15 protein-coding genes are annotated in these 17,843 nt (G+C 44.5%); all 15 read right to left on the bottom strand.

Annotated elements, in window-relative coordinates; genetic code table 11:
* Positions 1–9 precede the first annotated feature (9 nt).
* The 15 genes from JMF81_RS09685 to miaB all read right to left on the bottom strand — a co-directional run bounded on the left by JMF81_RS09685 (position 10) and on the right by miaB (position 17,702).
* Positions 10–402, bottom strand: a complete 393-nt coding sequence (locus tag JMF81_RS09685) for a methylglyoxal synthase (protein WP_201311254.1) — start codon at positions 400–402, stop codon at positions 10–12.
* A gap of 9 nt (positions 403–411) precedes the next feature.
* Positions 412–1,527, bottom strand: a complete 1,116-nt coding sequence (locus tag JMF81_RS09690) for an FtsW/RodA/SpoVE family cell cycle protein (RefSeq protein ID WP_201311255.1) — start codon at positions 1,525–1,527, stop codon at positions 412–414.
* A 13-nt stretch (positions 1,528–1,540) separates the two neighbouring features.
* Entirely contained in the window at positions 1,541–1,801 is a 261-nt protein-coding gene (gene minE, locus JMF81_RS09695; RefSeq protein ID WP_201311256.1) for a cell division topological specificity factor MinE, read from the bottom strand.
* Positions 1,802–1,816: 15 nt separating this feature from the next.
* The gene (gene minD / locus JMF81_RS09700; protein ID WP_201311257.1) at positions 1,817–2,602 is read right to left on the bottom strand and encodes a septum site-determining protein MinD; all 786 of its coding nucleotides are present in this window, start codon (positions 2,600–2,602) and stop codon (positions 1,817–1,819) included.
* Between the two features lie 18 nt (positions 2,603–2,620).
* Complete coding sequence (minC, locus tag JMF81_RS09705; RefSeq protein ID WP_243282600.1) at positions 2,621–3,370, bottom strand: septum site-determining protein MinC; 750 nt, start codon at positions 3,368–3,370, stop codon at positions 2,621–2,623.
* 6 nt (positions 3,371–3,376) lie between these two features.
* Positions 3,377–6,292 (bottom strand): penicillin-binding transpeptidase domain-containing protein, encoded by a 2,916-nt coding sequence (locus JMF81_RS09710; protein ID WP_201311258.1) that lies wholly within the window; start codon positions 6,290–6,292, stop codon positions 3,377–3,379.
* Entirely contained in the window at positions 6,292–6,807 is a 516-nt protein-coding gene (gene mreD, locus JMF81_RS09715; protein WP_201311259.1) for a rod shape-determining protein MreD, read from the bottom strand. Before mreD ends, JMF81_RS09710 begins: the two co-directional genes overlap by 1 nt.
* A 12-nt stretch (positions 6,808–6,819) precedes the next feature.
* Positions 6,820–7,686: a rod shape-determining protein MreC gene (gene mreC, locus JMF81_RS09720; protein WP_201311260.1), complete on the bottom strand. Its 867-nt coding sequence runs from the start codon at positions 7,684–7,686 to the stop codon at positions 6,820–6,822.
* Between the two features lie 29 nt (positions 7,687–7,715).
* Positions 7,716–8,672 (bottom strand): rod shape-determining protein, encoded by a 957-nt coding sequence (locus JMF81_RS09725; RefSeq protein ID WP_201311261.1) that lies wholly within the window; start codon positions 8,670–8,672, stop codon positions 7,716–7,718.
* Positions 8,673–8,682: 10 nt separating this feature from the next.
* Positions 8,683–9,381: a RadC family protein gene (gene radC, locus JMF81_RS09730; protein ID WP_201311262.1), complete on the bottom strand. Its 699-nt coding sequence runs from the start codon at positions 9,379–9,381 to the stop codon at positions 8,683–8,685.
* A gap of 169 nt (positions 9,382–9,550) precedes the next feature.
* Positions 9,551–10,843: a methionine gamma-lyase family protein gene (locus JMF81_RS09735; protein ID WP_201311263.1), complete on the bottom strand. Its 1,293-nt coding sequence runs from the start codon at positions 10,841–10,843 to the stop codon at positions 9,551–9,553.
* Positions 10,836–11,780, bottom strand: coding sequence for a tRNA (adenosine(37)-N6)-dimethylallyltransferase MiaA (gene miaA, locus JMF81_RS09740; RefSeq protein WP_201311264.1), 945 nt, complete (start codon positions 11,778–11,780; stop codon positions 10,836–10,838). The genes JMF81_RS09735 and miaA overlap by 8 nt, the downstream gene beginning before the upstream one ends.
* 45 nt (positions 11,781–11,825) lie before the next feature.
* Positions 11,826–13,676: a DNA mismatch repair endonuclease MutL gene (gene mutL / locus JMF81_RS09745; protein ID WP_201311265.1), complete on the bottom strand. Its 1,851-nt coding sequence runs from the start codon at positions 13,674–13,676 to the stop codon at positions 11,826–11,828.
* Between the two features lie 2 nt (positions 13,677–13,678).
* Complete coding sequence (mutS, locus tag JMF81_RS09750; RefSeq protein WP_201311266.1) at positions 13,679–16,297, bottom strand: DNA mismatch repair protein MutS; 2,619 nt, start codon at positions 16,295–16,297, stop codon at positions 13,679–13,681.
* Positions 16,290–17,702 (bottom strand): tRNA (N6-isopentenyl adenosine(37)-C2)-methylthiotransferase MiaB, encoded by a 1,413-nt coding sequence (miaB, locus tag JMF81_RS09755; protein WP_201311267.1) that lies wholly within the window; start codon positions 17,700–17,702, stop codon positions 16,290–16,292. The genes mutS and miaB overlap by 8 nt, the downstream gene beginning before the upstream one ends.
* Between the last annotated feature and the right edge of the window lie 141 nt (positions 17,703–17,843).

Raw genomic sequence — 17,843 nt, forward strand, 5'->3', positions numbered from 1 at the left:
GTCGACAGTCTATTTATACATGTTCCTCCAATCTAAGTCTCCTCTGTCTAATGCAAGTATCAAAACTTCCGCTGTCGGCAGGTTTGTGGCACATGGTATATTATATTTATCACAGAGACTCAGCACATTGTAAAAATCAGGAGTCCGTTTCTGATTCGCCGGATCCTGCAGAAAAATCAAAAGATCGATCTCATTGTTTGAAATTTTTGAACCCATCTGCTGCATGCCCCCAAAATGTCCGATCAGAAGCTTATGGATTTTCAGATTGGTTACTTCCTCAATCACACGTCCCGTGGTTCCTGTCGCATAAAGTTTATGCTTTCTCAGGATATCCTGGTACGCAATACATAAATTCTGCATCAGATTCTTTTTACCGTCATGAGCCACTAATCCTACATTCATATGATCCTCCTAATATCTGTTTCCTTGCAAATTAATATTTAACAGCAGTCCTATACATATGGACGCCGACAAAACGGAACTTAAGCCATAGCTGATAAACGGAAGCGGAAGCCCCGTATTCGGCATAACGCCTGTCGCAACGCCGATATTGATAAAAGACTGAAATCCCATATAGCTGGCAATTCCAATCGCAACTAACATGCCTTCCCGATTATCTGCTTTTCTGGCAATCTGAATACACTGCATTACCAGAACCAGCAGCACTATGATCACGATTACACATCCTACAAATCCAAATTCCTCTCCTACCACAGAGAAAATAAAGTCAGTCTGCTGTTCGGATACCAGATTAACATCGCTGGAAGATACATCGGATATAGTATTGCTTCCAAATCCTTTTCCAAACAGACCGCCGGATCCGATGGCCATTACTGAATTATTTGTCTGCAAAGCTGTGGAATTGGCATAATCTTCCGGATGCAGAAAAGACATAATTCGCTCTACCTGATGATTCTTTAGAAGAATCTGATACGGCTGCTGCACATACCATAAAAATACTGCAAGCAGAGGAACTCCAACCGCAACGACCCTTACGATCAGCTTGGAATCCAGTCCCGCCACAAAGACCATGGCAACTACGATAAAGCAGATATCCAGAGTCGTTGACAGGTTCGGCTGCTGCAGGATCATATACAGCGGCGGCGCGCAGATAAGAATCAGTTTTCCAAGAGTTTTAGGCTTATTTAAGTCATCCTCATGCCGCATCAGAAACGCTGTGACAACAATGATCATAATAATCTTTGTAAGCTCAGAAGGCTGAAATGTTCCCAGCGGTCCGAGAGAGAACCAGCGTTTGGCATTGTTGACTTCTTTTCCAAATAAACGGACACCGATCAGAAGGATCATGTTGATCACATACAGCGGCACCGCATTTTTCGTAAAAATCTGAAAATCAATCAGTGAGACTATAACCATAACGATCAGTCCCATGATCAGTCCCATGGCCTGTTTTGACACATAGGAGGCGTCTGCACTGTGGATGAAAATCAGTCCCATAATACCCAGAACCAGAACATTAATAATTAATTTGAAATTGTAATTTTTCAGTCGATAGTTTCGCAGCATCTCTTACTCCATGTCATTTCTTCAGTTCCCGAATCGGAATATTGGCATACAATGCCGGGCCTTCCGTTTCGTCATGATTTTGTGTGATCTGAATGTCTAACCCCTCGGAATCAATTTCCATATATTTTGAAATCACCTTGATAATATCGTTCTTGATCAGTTCCATTGTCTCTGGTGAACAATTGGAACGGTCTGAAACAAGCAGCAGTTTCAGACGATCTTTTGCGACCTCCCCTGAACTTTTCTTTTTAAAAAAATTGTCAAATATTCCCATATCGTTTTCTCCCCTTTACTTCTTAAATACATTTGCAAGCTTCTGGAAGAACGTAGGTCCTGTAATCTCCATAAACGGTACATTTTCTCCCATCACTCTGCGGCAGATATTTGCATAGGCTTTTCCCGCAGGTGTATTGGTGCCAACCAGCGGTTCTCCCTGATTTGTGGAAATAACGATATTTTCATCATCCGGAACAACTCCGATCAGATCAATGGCCAGAATATCCAGCACATCCTCTTTGGAAAGCATATCGCCCCGGTTGACCATATCCATACGGATCCTGTTGATCACAAGATCGATCTTATGTATCTCATTGGCTTCCAGAAGACCAATAATCCGGTCAGCATCACGGATGGCAGACACCTCCGGTGTCGTTACGATGATCGCACGATCCGCTCCGGAAATCGCATTCTTAAATCCCTGCTCAATTCCTGCCGGACAATCCAGAATGATATAATCAAACTCATCTCTCAGTTCATCCACCAGTTTTTCCATCTGTTCCGGATTTACAGATGTCTTGTCCCTGGTCTGGGCTGACGGCAGCAAAAACAGATTCGGATACTTTTTATCCTTGATCAGCGCCTGCTTCATACGACAGTTTCCTTCGATCACATCTACAAGATTGTATACAATTCGATTCTCAAGTCCCATAACTACATCCAGATTTCTAAGACCGATATCCGTATCGATCAAAACAACCTTCTTTCCTTCTTTTGCGAGACCCGTCCCCACATTTGCCGTGGTCGTAGTCTTGCCAACTCCGCCTTTTCCAGATGTAATAACAATCACTTCACTCATTTCATTATCCTCCATTCCCTATACGGTGATTTCATTTAAGAGCGCTTTCGATATGGGCTCGATATATATATTTCCATCTTCCACAAACGCTATCTGCGCTTCCATCGGCTGGGTATCGCTCTTTCCCCTTCCGAATTTTCTCTTCTTTTTTTCTTTTTCTCCATCAGAGCATCTTGCGATGAGACCCCCAATCCTGATCTGCATCGGCTGCATGTCAAACGCCGCGATAAAAGCTCTCTCATCTCCGTCAGTTCCTGCAAAAACATTTCCTTTCGCACAGCCTAAAATGACGACATTCCCTTTTGCTTTCACTGCGGCACCCGGATTAATATCTCCGATGACGACAACACTTCCGTCAGATTCCAGGCTTTGCCCGGATCGAAGGGTTCCTTTATAGAACTGTCCTTCGCCTATCTTAACATCAGTCTGGCTTCCCTTCCGGAAATCTTCCTTCGGCCGGAGCCTTGCTTCCACCGCCTCGCGGAACTCTGTGTCCACCAGCCGGTCATCTTCCATCACATAAGCAATCGTCAATGCGCTGTTCTGAAAGATAACATCAATCATTTCTTCCACCTGATCTGACGTCAGCCTTCTTCCTTCAATCTTAACCGCAATCTGCTTTTTGCTGTTAAAAAACTCTTTTGCCTGATGGAACTTCTCTCCAATCTTCTCGATCAGAGAGGGAAAATCCATATTCGGATCCAACACGATCGTCAGTCCAAAATCATTTCCTTTTAACAAAACCGGACTTTTCATACGATTCCTCACTCTCCATTAATCTCCTGCTACACCTGAAGCTGCCTCATCGGCAGTGTTGCTATTCTTTTCAAGCTGTGCCTTCTTATCGTCATCTGCAAAATAGTAATCATAGATTCCCTTTGCCAGGGACGCTGCATTGGATGATGTATATCCGAACGGAATAACAGCAGTTACCGATATTTCCGGATTCTCATATGGTCCATAAGAAATAAACAGTGCGTGGTTCGGCCGGGTTCTGTCTTCCTGCGCCGTACCAGTCTTTCCTGCAATCTGATAATTGACTCCGCTGAAAATACTGCTTACAGAGCTGTTGGCTCCGGTTACCACCCTGCGCATTCCTGACTGCACGGCATCCCAGTACTTGCTGTCATAATTCAGCTGCCGTACTTTTTTTACCCCGTAGTTCTTCACCGTTTTTCCATTCTCATCTGTGATCTTATCCATAATGCTTAAGTTAAACACGGTTCCACGGTTGGACAATGTCGTTACATAATTAGAAATCTGACTCGGTGTATAACTGTTGCTGCCCTGTCCGATCGCGGAACGGACACTTGACTCATCAGATACCTGAGGAGACGCCTCATCCAGCTCAATTCCTGATTTTTTGTTCAGTCCCAGCTGCGTCGCATATTTTTCCAGCAGGTCCAGACCTTCTTTACTGCTGTATGTTCCGGATTTATTCCCTAATTGATATCCTACCTCATAAAAGAAATAATTACAAGATGCTTCTATCGCTCCAGAGACATTTTTACTTCCGTGACGGCTCGGATAAATCCAGCATTTTGCCGCCGGAGTAATTTTATCATACAATCCGGTGCAGTTTATGGTGGTTTGTGTCGTAATTACTCCCTCATTTAATCCTGCCAGCGCTACCAGAGGCTTGAAGGTGGAACCTGGCGCCGTTTTATGGTTCAGCACCTGATTATAAAGCGGTGTTGATGTGGAATTAGCCAGCTGGCGGTAATAACTGCTGTCTGTTCCATTGGACAAACGATTGCTGTCATATCCCGGATAACTTACCATTGCCTTTACCTTCCCTGTCTTGGAATCCGTAATCACTACAGATCCTGAACATGGATCCAGTCCAAGCTGTCCCGGTGTAATCTCAAGCTTCTTCAGTTTATTATAAATAAAGGAGTAACTGCTCAGGGATCCTGACTTAAGACTGTTGTAATCGCTGTCTTTCTTCTTATCCAGCACACCCTGCTCATAAAGAAGCAGGCAGACTTCCTGTCCCGTCAGCTCTCCGGTATTGATCTTCTGTTCACATACTGTCATATTGAAATCATCCGCGTCAACCAGCGCATCTTCCACATAATCTGCCAGTGCCTTCATGATTTCATCGGTGTCATTGTATTTGCTGCTCACATCCAGATCAGAAATGTCAATCCACTCCTGATTGACAGCGTATTTCAGAAAAGCATTCAGGCTGATCTTTCCGTTCTTCCAGTTTTTGTAAGTTGAATTATCCGTGTCAATGGAACTGCTTACCAGAACCTTGTGATCTGACAGAAGACTGTAAACGTAATCCGCATAAGCCTGATTTTCCTCTGTTTCATCTCCATAGGCTTTATTGCTGCTTTGTATCATGGTCTTAATCTGTGAAATCGCGGAATCTTCCAGCTTCTGTATCTTCTTATACATTTTCTTTTCATAATCCGTGGCATCGTCTCCATTCATATTTTCCAGATCGATGACACCATTTCCAATCAGAGCGTAATAAGCTTTCTTGATCGGAATCCGGACATTATCACTGTCCTTGCCTGCAGAATCAGAAGGTGTGAGCTTGGACAGCACGATCCCTGCGATCTTCCTCTCCAGCTGATTATAGACATATTCCTGCAGGTCACTGTCGATGGACAAGGTTACATTATTTCCGGTTCCTGCCTTCACAGTCTTGGATGTTTTGATTACTTTTCCTACATTGTCAACGATCAGAGTCTGGCTTCCGCTGTTTCCATGAAGATAGGTCTCGAGTTCTTTTTCGATCCCTGCTTTTCCAACCGTCTCATCACTGGAATAATAATCGGCATCGGATTCTTCTTTTCCTTTGTTATACGTTTCCAGTTCATCTGTATTGGCCGTACCTGTGTATCCGATCACATGAGACATAGCCTCGCTGCTGTTGTAAACTCTTACAGATTTCGTGCTGATGTCGATTCCAGGAAGCTCGCTGCTTCTTTCTTCGATCTCCGCAATGCTCTTATTGCTGATTTCCGTGGCGATCGTTACCTGCATATACTGAGAATAACGGCTCTGGAATGCGCTGTAACGCACAGACATAATCTTTAACGCCTCTTCATCGGAATACTTATCATCAATGTCAAACATTTTTCCTACTCCCGGAGATCCCATAGTTCCGCTGCGCAGATATTCGAAAACCTGTTCTGCCGTGGCATTCAGCTGCTGCTGCCTTAATTTCTTCTCATCTGCGGTAAGCCCGGACGTATTCGTTCCGATTCCGAATACATCGCGTTTGAATTTCTTCAGAGCTGAACCTGTCTCTGTAAAACGGAATTTTCCGCTTCCTGTAATTTCAATCGGGATTTCATTGATAAAATCATCTCCATTTTTTTCAAGGATCTTAATGACCTTATAAATGACTTTATTCTTTTCATAATCTTCCGATGTGTCATTCTGCCTGGCCAGATCCTTGAACTCATCATCGCTCTGGAACGTTACCGTATAGACCAGCTTATTATACGCCAGCAGTTTCCCATTGCAGTCATAGATATTTCCCCTTGTTCCGGATGTCTTAACCGTCCTTTCCACCTGATATGTAAAATCCTGCTGGTAGGATTCTCCCTGTACGATCTGAAGGACAAACACTCTGGTCACAAGGATACAAAACAGTCCTGCAAATAAAACAGTAAGCGCAAGTATCCTGTTTGATAAAATTTTCTCTACTCGTTGATAAATTCTTCGTAACACTAGAACATACTCCTTTTCTCGCCGTCACTGATCCGCACGCTAATTGCCAAAAGTATTTTATAAAGAATCAATGCCACAATTCCGGTATATACCGCTTCCGGAATCATCACATGAATCAGATAGGTCAGGAAATGAAATCTTCCTCTCAACGCAAAGAAGAAAAAGAAGATCACAAAACTGTATACGAGAGAGTTGACTGCCAGCAGTCCGATTGGCAGCAAAATCTCGTCTTCATAAAAGCGGGCATGAAACCATCCATTGGCATATCCGAACAAAAGGTACAGCACAGCATACTGTCCCAGCACCTCACCGGAATAAATATCGATCAGCAGCCCGCAGACAAATCCTATTACGATTCCTGTCTTTCTGCCCCGGATAAATCCCATTGTCACCGTCAGAATCAGCAAAACATTCGGGACCACATCCGCCAGACTGAAAAACTCAAACACAGCGGTCTGAAGCAGAAAGCATATGAGAACAGCCAAAACATAAAATATCACTCTCTTTACGCTCATATCTTCCCCCTGCTACTCTTTCGTCTCTGTATCCAGAGATTCCGTATTTTTAATATCAGTAATTACCAGAACTTCTTTCAGATGTTTAAAATCCACAACCGGAGTCACTCTGGCTGTTTTTGTAAGTTTGGTGGAATCCAGCTTGATATCAGAAACCTTTCCGATGGTGATTCCTTCATTGAATTTGGAACTTATATTGGATGTTACCAGTTCATCCCCATCTTTTACATCTGCATCTTTGTCGATATATACGACTTCCAGATATCCATCGGCCATCGTATCCAGACTGCCTCTCACAATACACTGATCGGTTGTCTCCTGGAACATGGCGCTGACCATACTGGTATCATTGATGATGGTCCTTACTTTCGCTGTATTCTCTGTTACATCGTAGACAATTCCAACCAGTCCATTGTCAGCAATGACATTCATATCTTTTTTTATGCCGTCCTTGCTTCCTTTATCGATTGCAAAAATCTCAAACCAGTTTCCTGATCCCTTGCTGATCACACGGGCGCCTACAGTATTGTACTGTTTGTACTTTTCTTTCAGATCCAGAAGATCCTGAAGACGTTCCAGCTCCACCTGATCCTGCTCCAGAAGACGATTCTGCATTCTGAGAGCTTCCAGCCGTTCATTCAGCTTCTCATTTTCCGCTTTCAGCTCGCTGTTGCTCTTGTGTTCCTCATTCCATGAAAAAATAGTGTTTCCCACCGAATTGATGCCTTTCTGCATCGGTGATAGAACCATTGTCACCGCGCTTTTGACCGGCGTCAGCACGCCTCCCGCAAACACGCTGACTGCCGCCAGAATTCCGCATATTACAAGAAATATCACCAAATAATGTATTGAACTGATCTTCTTCCTTTGCAATTTCATAAAACCATCCTCATTTCCTGTTTATAGATTCATTCCATCCATGTCCGAAGCCCCCGGATCACGCTTTCTTCCGGTCCCGGCGCTGCACAGACCGATATCCCCAGTTCTTCCTCCATCCAGCCTGACGCCTTTGGAAACAAAGAACCGCCTCCAGTTATATATATGCCATGAACCATGATGTCGGAAGCAAGCTCCGGAGGAACTGCCTCCAGGACCGCTTTCGCCTCCCGGGCCACATCATGAAAATAATTCTTTACTTTCTCCTCCGCAACAGACGAAGGAACCGTCATCTTCCTCGGAAGACCGGAAATCAGATCCCTGCCTTTGACGGTCACATCTTTTTCCCCGCTGTTTTTCGCATACTGGATCTTCAGGCGCTCCGCGCTCTTTTTCCCGATGTCAATATTATACTGACGCTTCATGCGGTGAACGATCCACTGATCGATCTGGTTGCCTCCATATTTCAGCAGCCGGCTCTTTACAATACCTCCCAGTGACAGAACAGATAATTCTGTCGTCCCTGCACCGCAGTCGATCAGCATATTGCCGCACGGCCTGCTGATATCCATTCCGCATCCAACCGCCGCAAGCATCGGTTTTGAATACAGACTGACGTCCTTCAGTCTTCCGGCAGATTCCCATACCAGATCATAAAAAGCTCTGCGTTCCACTCCGGTTATATCTTCCGGAGCGGCAACTCCCACAGAATATTTCCTGAAATGCCTGAAATATTTTCGAAAGATTACAGACAAAAGCAGCCGCATATTCGTATAATCTCCGATCACTCCCCCTGCAACAGGAAAAAGTATCTGGATCTCATGGGGCTCTTTCTCGTACATCAGAAAAGCCTCATTTCCTGCCGCCGCAACTTTTCCATTCTCATCAATGGCAATCATATTCTTGACCCTGAGAAATTGTTCTTTTTCTTTTGTACATATTCTCAAATGTCTGGTTCCCAGTTCGATTCCGATATGACCCTTCTTCATCTTCCACTCCTTACATCATCTGTTCTTCGCGAAAACTAACATATGAACCGTCTCCGATGACAATATGATCAGATAATGGGATTCCAAGGAAATCTCCTACTTCCTGCATCCGCTTCGTTGTAATGATATCCTGCCTGCTTGGCGTCGGATCTCCCGAAGGATGATTATGGATCATAATGACCGATACCGCCTCACAGCGCAGGGCTTCCAGAAACAGCTCCCGCGGGGATGCTACCGTCTGATTCACAGTGCCGACAGAGACTTTTAATTCTTTGATGACTTTATTCTTCCCATTAAAACAAATTAAAATCATCTCTTCCCTGCTCAAATGCCGCATCTTCTCCATATAGTATTCTGCGATTGACTGTGGGGAATGAAAACTGACTTTGTCCTGCACCTTGGCTGCCGCCAGCCGCTTTGACAATTCTCCCAGCGCGAGAATCTGCATCGCCTTGACCGTTCCAATGCCGGACAGTTTTCGAAGCTCCTCCAGGGATAAATGAAAAATCCCGAGGAGTCCTTTGTAATAAGGATGAATCTCCAGAATTTCCCGCGCCAGTTCCACTGCGGTCTTCTCCTTTGCTCCATTTCGGAGAATCACCGCCAGCAGTTCCGCGTCCGACAGCATCTGAGGGCCATATCTCATACATTTTTCGTAAGGTCGCTCTGATACTGGTATCTCTTTCATTGTTTGATGCTTTTTTTCCATATCCGGTTCCTTTCCAAGCCAGGAACCTCACGGAAGACAGACTGGTTCTTCCGCCGTCAAAAAACATTTCTCATGCATCAATCTTACCATAAGTTTCGTCTGATGTATAGAAAACAAGTCTCTGTTTTCCTTAATTTTTTCTTATTCCCAGCAGAATTTCTGCTGAATTTTACACCGTTTTAATCTCAAGCAGACCTTTTTCCACCATGCGCTGCAAAGACATAATGATTCCATATTTGGCATGAGGGTATGTAAGACCGCCCTGGAAATATACTGCGTAAGGTTCTTTCATCGGCCCGTCTGCGCTCAATTCGATGGATGAGCCTGACACAAAGGTTCCTGCTGCCATAATCACATCACTGTCATAGCCTGGCATCGCCCACGGTTCCGGTGTTACATAGCTGTCTACCGGAGATGCTTTCTGGATTCCTTCACAGAATGCTTTCAGCTTTTCAGGATCATGAAGCTCCACGGCCTGAATGATATCATAACGTTCTTCTGACGCGTCCGGAATTACTTTAAATCCAAGCTTCTCATAAAGATTTGCCGCAAACACGGCTCCTTTCAATGCCGCATTCACCACCGTCGGAGCCATAAAAATTCCCTGAAGGAACTGACGGTTTACCCCAAGAGATGCTCCTACTTCTTTTCCGAGTCCCGGGGTTGTCAGACGGCAGGCACACTGTTCGATCAGATCCCGCCTTCCACAAATGTATCCTCCGATCGGGGCCAGACCGCCGCCCGGATTTTTGATCAGAGAACCAACTACCATATCGGCACCGGTATCAGAAGGCTCTGTCTCCTCCACAAATTCTCCATAACAGTTATCCACCATAACAATCCATTCAGGATTTATCTTATGCAGAAACGCAGCAGCCTCTCCGATCTGCTCCACTGACAGTGTCTTTCGGGACGCGTATCCTTTGGACCGCTGGATATGGATCAGTTTTGTCCGGCTGCCAGCTGCCTTTCTGATTCCCTCATAATCAAACTCCCCATTTTCCAGAAGATCCACCTGTGAATAAGTAATCCCATATTCTGCCAGGGATCCTTTGGATTCTCTGATTCCAATGACTTCTTCCAGTGTATCATACGGTTTCCCGGAAACTGCCAGGATCTCATCTCCCGGCCTCAGGACTGCTCCCAGGGCAAGTCCCAGGGCGTGAGTTCCACATGTGATCTGAGGACGTACAAGGGCATCTTCCGTTCCGAAAATATCTGCATAAACCGCCTCAATGGCCTCCCTGCCAATATCGTTATATCCATATCCCGTTGTACCTGAAAGATGCGCTTCCGCAATTTTATTTTTCTGCATGGCTTTCAAAACTTTCAGCTGATTCCTTTCTGCCACCGCATCCATCTTTTCAAAACGAGGTTTTAATTCTTTCTCAATGCTCTGAGCATAATCATAAACGGCTTCGTCTACGCCCAGCTCCATATAATATTTTTTTAAACTATCCATGATATATGCCTTTCTCCTTTAAAATACCGAGCATATGCTCCAGTATCTCTTCTTCTGTCTCATACTTGTCTTTATCGATCATAATGACTTCTTTTTCTCTTCCAAACCAGGTCAGCTGCCGTTTGGCAAAATGCCTGGTATCCTTCTTGATCTGATCTGCTGTCTCTTCCAGCGTCATCTTTCCATCCAGATAATCCAATACTTCTTTGTAGCCGATTCCCTGCATGGAGACAAGATTTTTTCCATATCCCGCTTCTTTCAGCCGCCTTACCTCTTCGACCAGGCCTGCCTCCAGCATCAGATCCACTCTGTGGTTGATTCTTTCGTATAACGTTGTTCTGTTCTGATTCAGGACAAAATACGCAAACCGGTAAGGCGATTCCTTTCTGGATTCCTGCTCATTATGCTCTGAAATCTTCCGTCCGTTCAGATGATAAAATTCCAGTGCCCGAATCACTCTTTTTATATTATTCGGATGAATCTTTTGAGCAGAAGCCGGATCAACAGCCTGGAGCATTTTATGAATGACCTGCGCTCCTTCTTCTTTTGCTTTTTTCTGCAGATTTTCTCTGTACCGGAAATCCTGTTCTTCCTTCGTAAAATCAATATCATAAAGCAGACCCTGAATGTAAAATCCGGTTCCACCTACGATCAGAGGAATCCTTCCTCTCCTGTAGATCCCTGCCAGAGCATCTTTCGCCATTTCCTGGAATCTTGCCACGTTAAATTCCTCTGAGGGATCTAATACATCGATCAGATGATGAGAAATCCCGTCCATCTCTTCTTTCCGGATCTTTGCGGTTCCAATATCCATTTTTTGATAAATCTGCATGGAATCCGCAGAAATAATCTCTCCATCCAGCTTTTGAGCCAGCTGGATGGACAGTTCTGTTTTTCCCACCGCTGTGGGTCCCGTTAATACTACCATTGGCTTCATTTTTCTATCCTTTCAAACCCGCAGAATTTCATTTTCCTGCGGGTCTTACACGATTCTCTTAAATTTCTTTTCTATCTCATACCGGCTCATTTTAATGATCGTTGGCCTTCCATGAGGACACTGATATGGATTCTCCAGTTTCATCAGTTCGTCCAGCAGATGCTCTACTTCCGGCAGAGATACCTTCTGATTGCCCTTTATAGACATCTTACATGCCATGGAAGCCAGTTTCGCCGAAATTACATCAACACTGACCGTACCAGCCTCCCGGCTGATGGAATCCAGCAGTTCAATAAACAGCTCCCTCTCTCCAATGCCGTACAGATTTGCAGGCACTTCCCGGATGCAGAATTCATTGCCTCCAAAAGATTCGATCAAAAAGCCAAGCTGAACAAAGACGTCTTTATACTGGCTTAAAACTTCTGCCTCTGCCATAGAAACTGTTATAACCATTGGCGGCTCCAGCCCCTGACTGTAAATTTCTTTGTTCTTAAAATTCCTGATCAGCCGCTCATAATTGACTTTTTCATGAGCAGCATGCTGGTCCATAATAAACAGCTGATCTTCGTATTCAATCAGCCAGTAGGTCTGAAACAGCTGTCCGATGACTCTGCGGTCCGGTTTTGCCTTTTCTTCCAGCACAGACGTCTCATTCAGCGTCATCTGATAAGCGGGCGTTTGTTTCTCCTGAGGAAATTCCCGTCTTTTTGTATTATAATTGACGCCGGCATAAACTGCTTTCTTCGGCTGCTGTTTCTGTCTGCGGACCGTCTCGAATGGCTCCGGCATTTTCTCTTTCAGTTTTTTGGGTCTTTCAGACTCTTCGGACCCTTTCTTTTCTGCAGCGTCTCTTTCCGCCGGTTCCGGTTTCTTTTTTTCTTTGCTTACCTGAACTTCCGGTATTAAATCCTGCTGAAGCAGCGCTTTCCGGATGGATTCCACCAGAAGATCAAAAATCTCATTTCCATTTTCAAACCGGATTTCCATCTTCGTTGGATGCACATTGACGTCCAGAAGTTCCGGACGGATGGAAAGCTCCAGACATACAAAAGGATATTTATGCGTCATGGTAAATGTCTTATAAGCTTCTTCGATGGCCCGGTAGATCAATGCGCTCTTAATATATCTTCCATTGATAAAATAACTTTCATAATTACGGTTTCCTCTGGAAACATGAGGCTTTCCGACGAATCCTCTCAGTGAAACGTTTTCTGTCTCTGCTTCCACCGGAATCAGGGCCCGCGCGATCTCTCTGCCGTAAATATGATAAATGATATCCTTGACCTTTCCATTTCCCGCCGTATACATCTTATTCTTATTGCTGCTGATAAACTTAAAGGAAATTTCCGGATGGCTTAATGCCATATGTACCATGATCTGCTCGACATATCCTGCTTCTGCTGCCGGACTCTTCAAAAATTTCCTTCTCGCCGGAGTGTTATAAAACAGATTTTTTACGAGAAATGTGGTTCCGTCCGGCGCTCCGATATCACAGAAATCTTCTTCCTGGCCTCCATAAATCTTATAGGACACTCCGCTGAAACCTTCTGCCGTCTTTGTTACCAGTTCCACCTGGGCAACCGCGCTGATGCTGGAAAGTGCCTCCCCGCGAAATCCCAGAGATGACACAGTCATAAGATCTTCCACTGACTGGATCTTGCTGGTAGCATGACGCAGAAAAGCGGTTTTCACCTGATCTTTCGGAATGCCGCAGCCATTGTCTGTTACACGGATCAAAGTCATTCCGCCGTCCTTGATCTCTACAGTAACCGCGCTGGCACTGGCATCAATGGCATTTTCCACCAGCTCCTTCACAACAGAAGCCGGCCGTTCGATCACTTCTCCTGCCGCAATATTATCAATGGTTTTCTGGTCCAGTAACTGTATCTTTGCCATGATCAATCCTCTTTTCTAAGCTTCTCCTGCAGTGTATACAGATAATTTAACGCTTCCAGCGGCGTCATATCCGCTAAATTCTTTTCCCGTAATTCCGCCATAAATGGATGTTCCATCGTTGGTTCATCTGTATGCTGGAACAGGGACAGCTGCTGCACTTCCCCATATGGCTGGATATCCTTTGCCCTGGACGCGATGTCATGGTCGCTTAACTCTCTGGATATTTCTTTTGCCCGGGCAATGACCGTCTCCGGTACTCCCGCCAGTTTTGCAACCTGAACACCATAGCTTTTATCTGCTCCGCCTTTGATGATCTTTCGTAAAAATACAATATCATCTCCCTGTTCCTTCACCGCAATACAGTAATTATTGACACTGTCAATCTTGCCTTCCAGTTCCGTCAGTTCATGATAATGAGTGGCAAACAGGGTTTTTGCTCCAAGCAGTTTCGGATTACTGATATACTCTACCACAGCCCACGCAATGGACAAGCCGTCATATGTGCTGGTTCCTCTTCCAATCTCATCCAGAATCAAAAGACTGTTTTTCGTCGCATTTCTAAGAATATTGGCTACTTCGCTCATCTCTACCATAAATGTACTCTGCCCTGACGCCAGATCATCAGATGCTCCTACTCTCGTAAAGATCCGGTCCACGATCCCTATATTCGCCTTGGACGCCGGAACAAAAGAACCTACCTGTGCCATCAGAACAATCAGTGCCGCCTGACGCATATAGGTGGATTTTCCAGCCATATTCGGTCCTGTAATGATTGCTACCCGGTTCTTTTTCTGATCCAGATAAGTATCATTTGGGATAAACATATCATTTTGTATCATCTGCTCCACGACCGGATGGCGTCCGTCTTTAATATCGATCGTTCCACGAAGATTCAGTTTTGGGCGAACATAATGATTTCTCTCCGCTACATAAGCCAGAGAAGCTAAGGCATCCACCTGAGCGATCACATTTGCTGTCCTGGCGATTCTTTCCATCTCTCCTGCAAGAGTCTCTCTGATGTTTACAAAAGTCTCATATTCCAGGGCATACAGACGATCTTCCGATCCAAGGATCGTATCGGCCAGCTGATTTAGTTCTTCCGTTGTGTATCTCTCGGAATTGGCCAGTGTCTGCTTTCTGATATAGTGATCCGGAACAAGATCTTTGTAAGAATTGGTCACATCCAGATAATATCCAAAAACTTTATTGAATTTTACTTTCAGATTTTTAATTCCTGTGGCTTTGCGCTCCCTTTCTTCCAGTTCCATCAGCCACTGTTTGCCTTCGGTCTTGGCTCGTTTCAGTTTATCAATATCGTCTTTAAATCCTTCTTTGATAATACCTCCCTCTTTTACGGCAAGCGGCGGTTCCTCCACAATAGAGTCCTCCAGCAGACCCCAGATATCTTCCAGCGTATCCAGCTGTTCTTTCAGAGATGTAAGAAGAGGATCCCTGCATTCTTCCAGAATGGTTTTAATCGGAGGCAGCCATTTCAAGGAAGTTTTAAATGCGATCATATCTCTTGGATTTGCTGTTTTATAGCTTACTTTTGTCATCAGCCGCTCCAGATCATAGATCGGATTTAAATATTCTCTCAATTCTTCTCTTACCATTGCCTGACTGGTAAGGGAATCCAGAGCATCATAGCGCTCTTCGATCTTCTTTTTGTCAATCAGCGGCTGCTCCAGCATATTCCTCAGCATCCTGGCTCCCATGGCGGTTTTTGTCTTATCCAGCACCCAGAGAAGAGAGCCTTTTTTCTGCTTGTCTCTCAGTGTTTCACATAATTCCAGATTTCTCCTGCTGGAACTGTCAATGATCATAAATTCTCCTGTCTCATACGGAGTAATATGCATCAGATGATCCAGCGAACTTTTCTGTGTCTCGTGAAGATAGCCAAGCAGCGCTCCTGTGGCAATCGTTCCCATAGGATTGTCTGTCAGTCCAAGGCCTTCCAGGTTTCCCACTTTAAACTGCTGTTTGATCCTTTCGATTCCCTGATCTTCATCAAAATAATAGTGATCAATCCCGGATACCATGACAGACATTTTATCTCTTAAATAATCCAGGTCAATCCCGCTGATAAAAAACGCGTCGTTGCAGATAATCTCAGCCGGCGCAAATTTAAAAATTTCATCCTGTACTTTTGCAAGACTGTCTACTGATGTGGTCCTGAAATCCCCCGTAGTTACATCTACCAGAGAAATGCCAAAACACCCGTCACTGCAGAAAATACACATAAGATAATTGTTTTTCTCATCATCCAGACTCTGCTGGGAAATGTTCGTTCCCGGCGTTACGATCCTTACGATTTCCCGTTTTACAATGCCTTTTGCCTGGCTTGGATCTTCCACCTGCTCACAAATCCCTACTTTATATCCTTTTTCCACCAGTTTATTCAGATAAGAATCCGCGGCATGATATGGAACGCCGCACATTGGCGCCCTTTCCTCCAGGCCGCAGTTCTTTCCCGTCAGGGTAATCTCCAGTTCTTGGGACGCGATCAGCGCGTCATCAAAGAACATTTCATAGAAATCTCCCAGCCGGTAAAACAAAATACAGTCTTTATTTTCTTCTTTTATTTTCATGTACTGCTGCATCATTGGTGTTAATTTACCCATTGACCTGCTCTCCCATATAATAAAAACCTTTCTCTTCTGTGATTCTGACATTTGCCATGGTTCCAATCTGATCTCTGTTTCCCTTAAAATGAACCAGAAGATTGTTTTCCAGACGACCGGTTACCATACCTTCCTCATGGGTATTTACTTCTTCGATCAATACCCGTTCCACTGCTCCAAGCTTTTTCCTGCAGTTTTCCGCTGCTGTCTCTTTTAAAAGGGCCAGCAGTCTTGGAAATCTTTCTTTTACAACTTCCGGCGGCACCTGATCTTCCATTGCCGCAGCCGGAGTCCCGGTCCGCTTGGAATATACATAGGTAAAAGCGCTGTCAAAGCCGACTTTTTTTACCACATCCAATGTATCTTCAAAGTCTTCCTCTGTTTCTCCCGGGAATCCTACGATAATATCGGTAGTAAAAGATACCCCTGGTATTCTGTCCTTGATCTTCTGCGCCAGCTCCAGATACTGTTCCTTTGTATAGTGCCGGTTCATCTTTTTTAACAGTCTGGTGCTTCCGGACTGCATCGGAAGATGCATATGACTGCAGATCTTATCAGATTCCGCCATCACTTCAATCAGTTCATCTGATAAATCCTTTGGATGCGGCGTCATGAAACGAATGCGCTCCAATCCGTCGATCTTTTCCACTTCTTTTAATAACTGTGCAAATGTCATTGGATTTTCCAGTGTTTTCCCATAAGAATTGACATTCTGCCCAAGGAGCATAACCTCCTTAACTCCTTCCGATACCACCTGCCGGATTTCTTTGAGGATATCTTCCGGTTTCCGGCTTCGTTCTCTTCCTCTGACATAAGGCACGATACAGTAACTGCAGAAATTATTGCATCCATACATGATGTTTACACCACATTTGAAGGAAAATTTCCGGTCACTTGGCAGATCTTCCACAATCTGATCCGTATCTTTCCAGATATCCACGATCATACTGCCGGAATCCACCCTGTTTTTCAAAAGCTCTGCCAGTTTGAAAATATTATGAGTTCCGAAAATGATATCCACAAATGGATAACTTTCTTTGATTTTTTCAATGACATGAGGCTCCTGCATCATACATCCGCACAATCCGATCATCATATGAGGATTGCGCTCTTTCATTTTTTTTACCTGTCCCAGATGGCCATACAGCTTTGTATTGGCGTTTTCCCGGACCGTACAGGTATTAAACAAAAGGAAATCCGCTTCTTCTGAATCGATTTCCTGATATCCCATAGTCTCCAGGATTCCGAGAAGCTTCTCTGAATCTTTTTCATTCATCTGGCATCCAAATGTTGTACAGTGACATGTGAGCGGCCGTCCCAGTTTCTGAGATTGTTTTTCCACCCATTGTTTCATCTGCTCCATATATTCATACTGCTTCTCTGATTCTGTTCTTGTTCTTTCCATTGATCTATCTCCTAAAATGTAATCCTCTCTCTTCATGAACGCAAAGCGGACAAGCCGCTTTTCAATACAGCAAAAACTCAGAATCCGCTCCGCTTCTTCTTCGTGAACGCAAAGCGGACAAGCCGCTCTTCAATACAGCAA

The organism is Anaerostipes butyraticus, from assembly GCF_016586355.1.
GTDB classification, from domain to species: Bacteria; Bacillota; Clostridia; order Lachnospirales; family Lachnospiraceae; genus Anaerostipes; species Anaerostipes butyraticus.

Excerpts from the sequence above, each read along its gene's own strand:
- JMF81_RS09685 (WP_201311254.1), bottom strand. The coding sequence starts at position 402 with ATGAATGTAGGATTAGTGGCTCATGACGGTAAAAAGAATCTGATGCAG.
- JMF81_RS09690 (WP_201311255.1), bottom strand. The coding sequence starts at position 1,527 with ATGCTGCGAAACTATCGACTGAAAAATTACAATTTCAAATTAATTATT.
- minE (WP_201311256.1), bottom strand. The coding sequence starts at position 1,801 with ATGGGAATATTTGACAATTTTTTTAAAAAGAAAAGTTCAGGGGAGGTC.
- minD (WP_201311257.1), bottom strand. The coding sequence starts at position 2,602 with ATGAGTGAAGTGATTGTTATTACATCTGGAAAAGGCGGAGTTGGCAAG.
- mreD (WP_201311259.1), bottom strand. The coding sequence starts at position 6,807 with ATGAGCGTAAAGAGAGTGATATTTTATGTTTTGGCTGTTCTCATATGC.
- mreC (WP_201311260.1), bottom strand. The coding sequence starts at position 7,686 with ATGAAATTGCAAAGGAAGAAGATCAGTTCAATACATTATTTGGTGATA.
- JMF81_RS09725 (WP_201311261.1), bottom strand. The coding sequence starts at position 8,672 with ATGAAGAAGGGTCATATCGGAATCGAACTGGGAACCAGACATTTGAGA.
- radC (WP_201311262.1), bottom strand. The coding sequence starts at position 9,381 with ATGGAAAAAAAGCATCAAACAATGAAAGAGATACCAGTATCAGAGCGA.
- JMF81_RS09735 (WP_201311263.1), bottom strand. The coding sequence starts at position 10,843 with ATGGATAGTTTAAAAAAATATTATATGGAGCTGGGCGTAGACGAAGCC.
- miaA (WP_201311264.1), bottom strand. The coding sequence starts at position 11,780 with ATGAAGCCAATGGTAGTATTAACGGGACCCACAGCGGTGGGAAAAACA.
- mutL (WP_201311265.1), bottom strand. The coding sequence starts at position 13,676 with ATGGCAAAGATACAGTTACTGGACCAGAAAACCATTGATAATATTGCG.
- mutS (WP_201311266.1), bottom strand. The coding sequence starts at position 16,297 with ATGGGTAAATTAACACCAATGATGCAGCAGTACATGAAAATAAAAGAA.
- miaB (WP_201311267.1), bottom strand. The coding sequence starts at position 17,702 with ATGGAAAGAACAAGAACAGAATCAGAGAAGCAGTATGAATATATGGAG.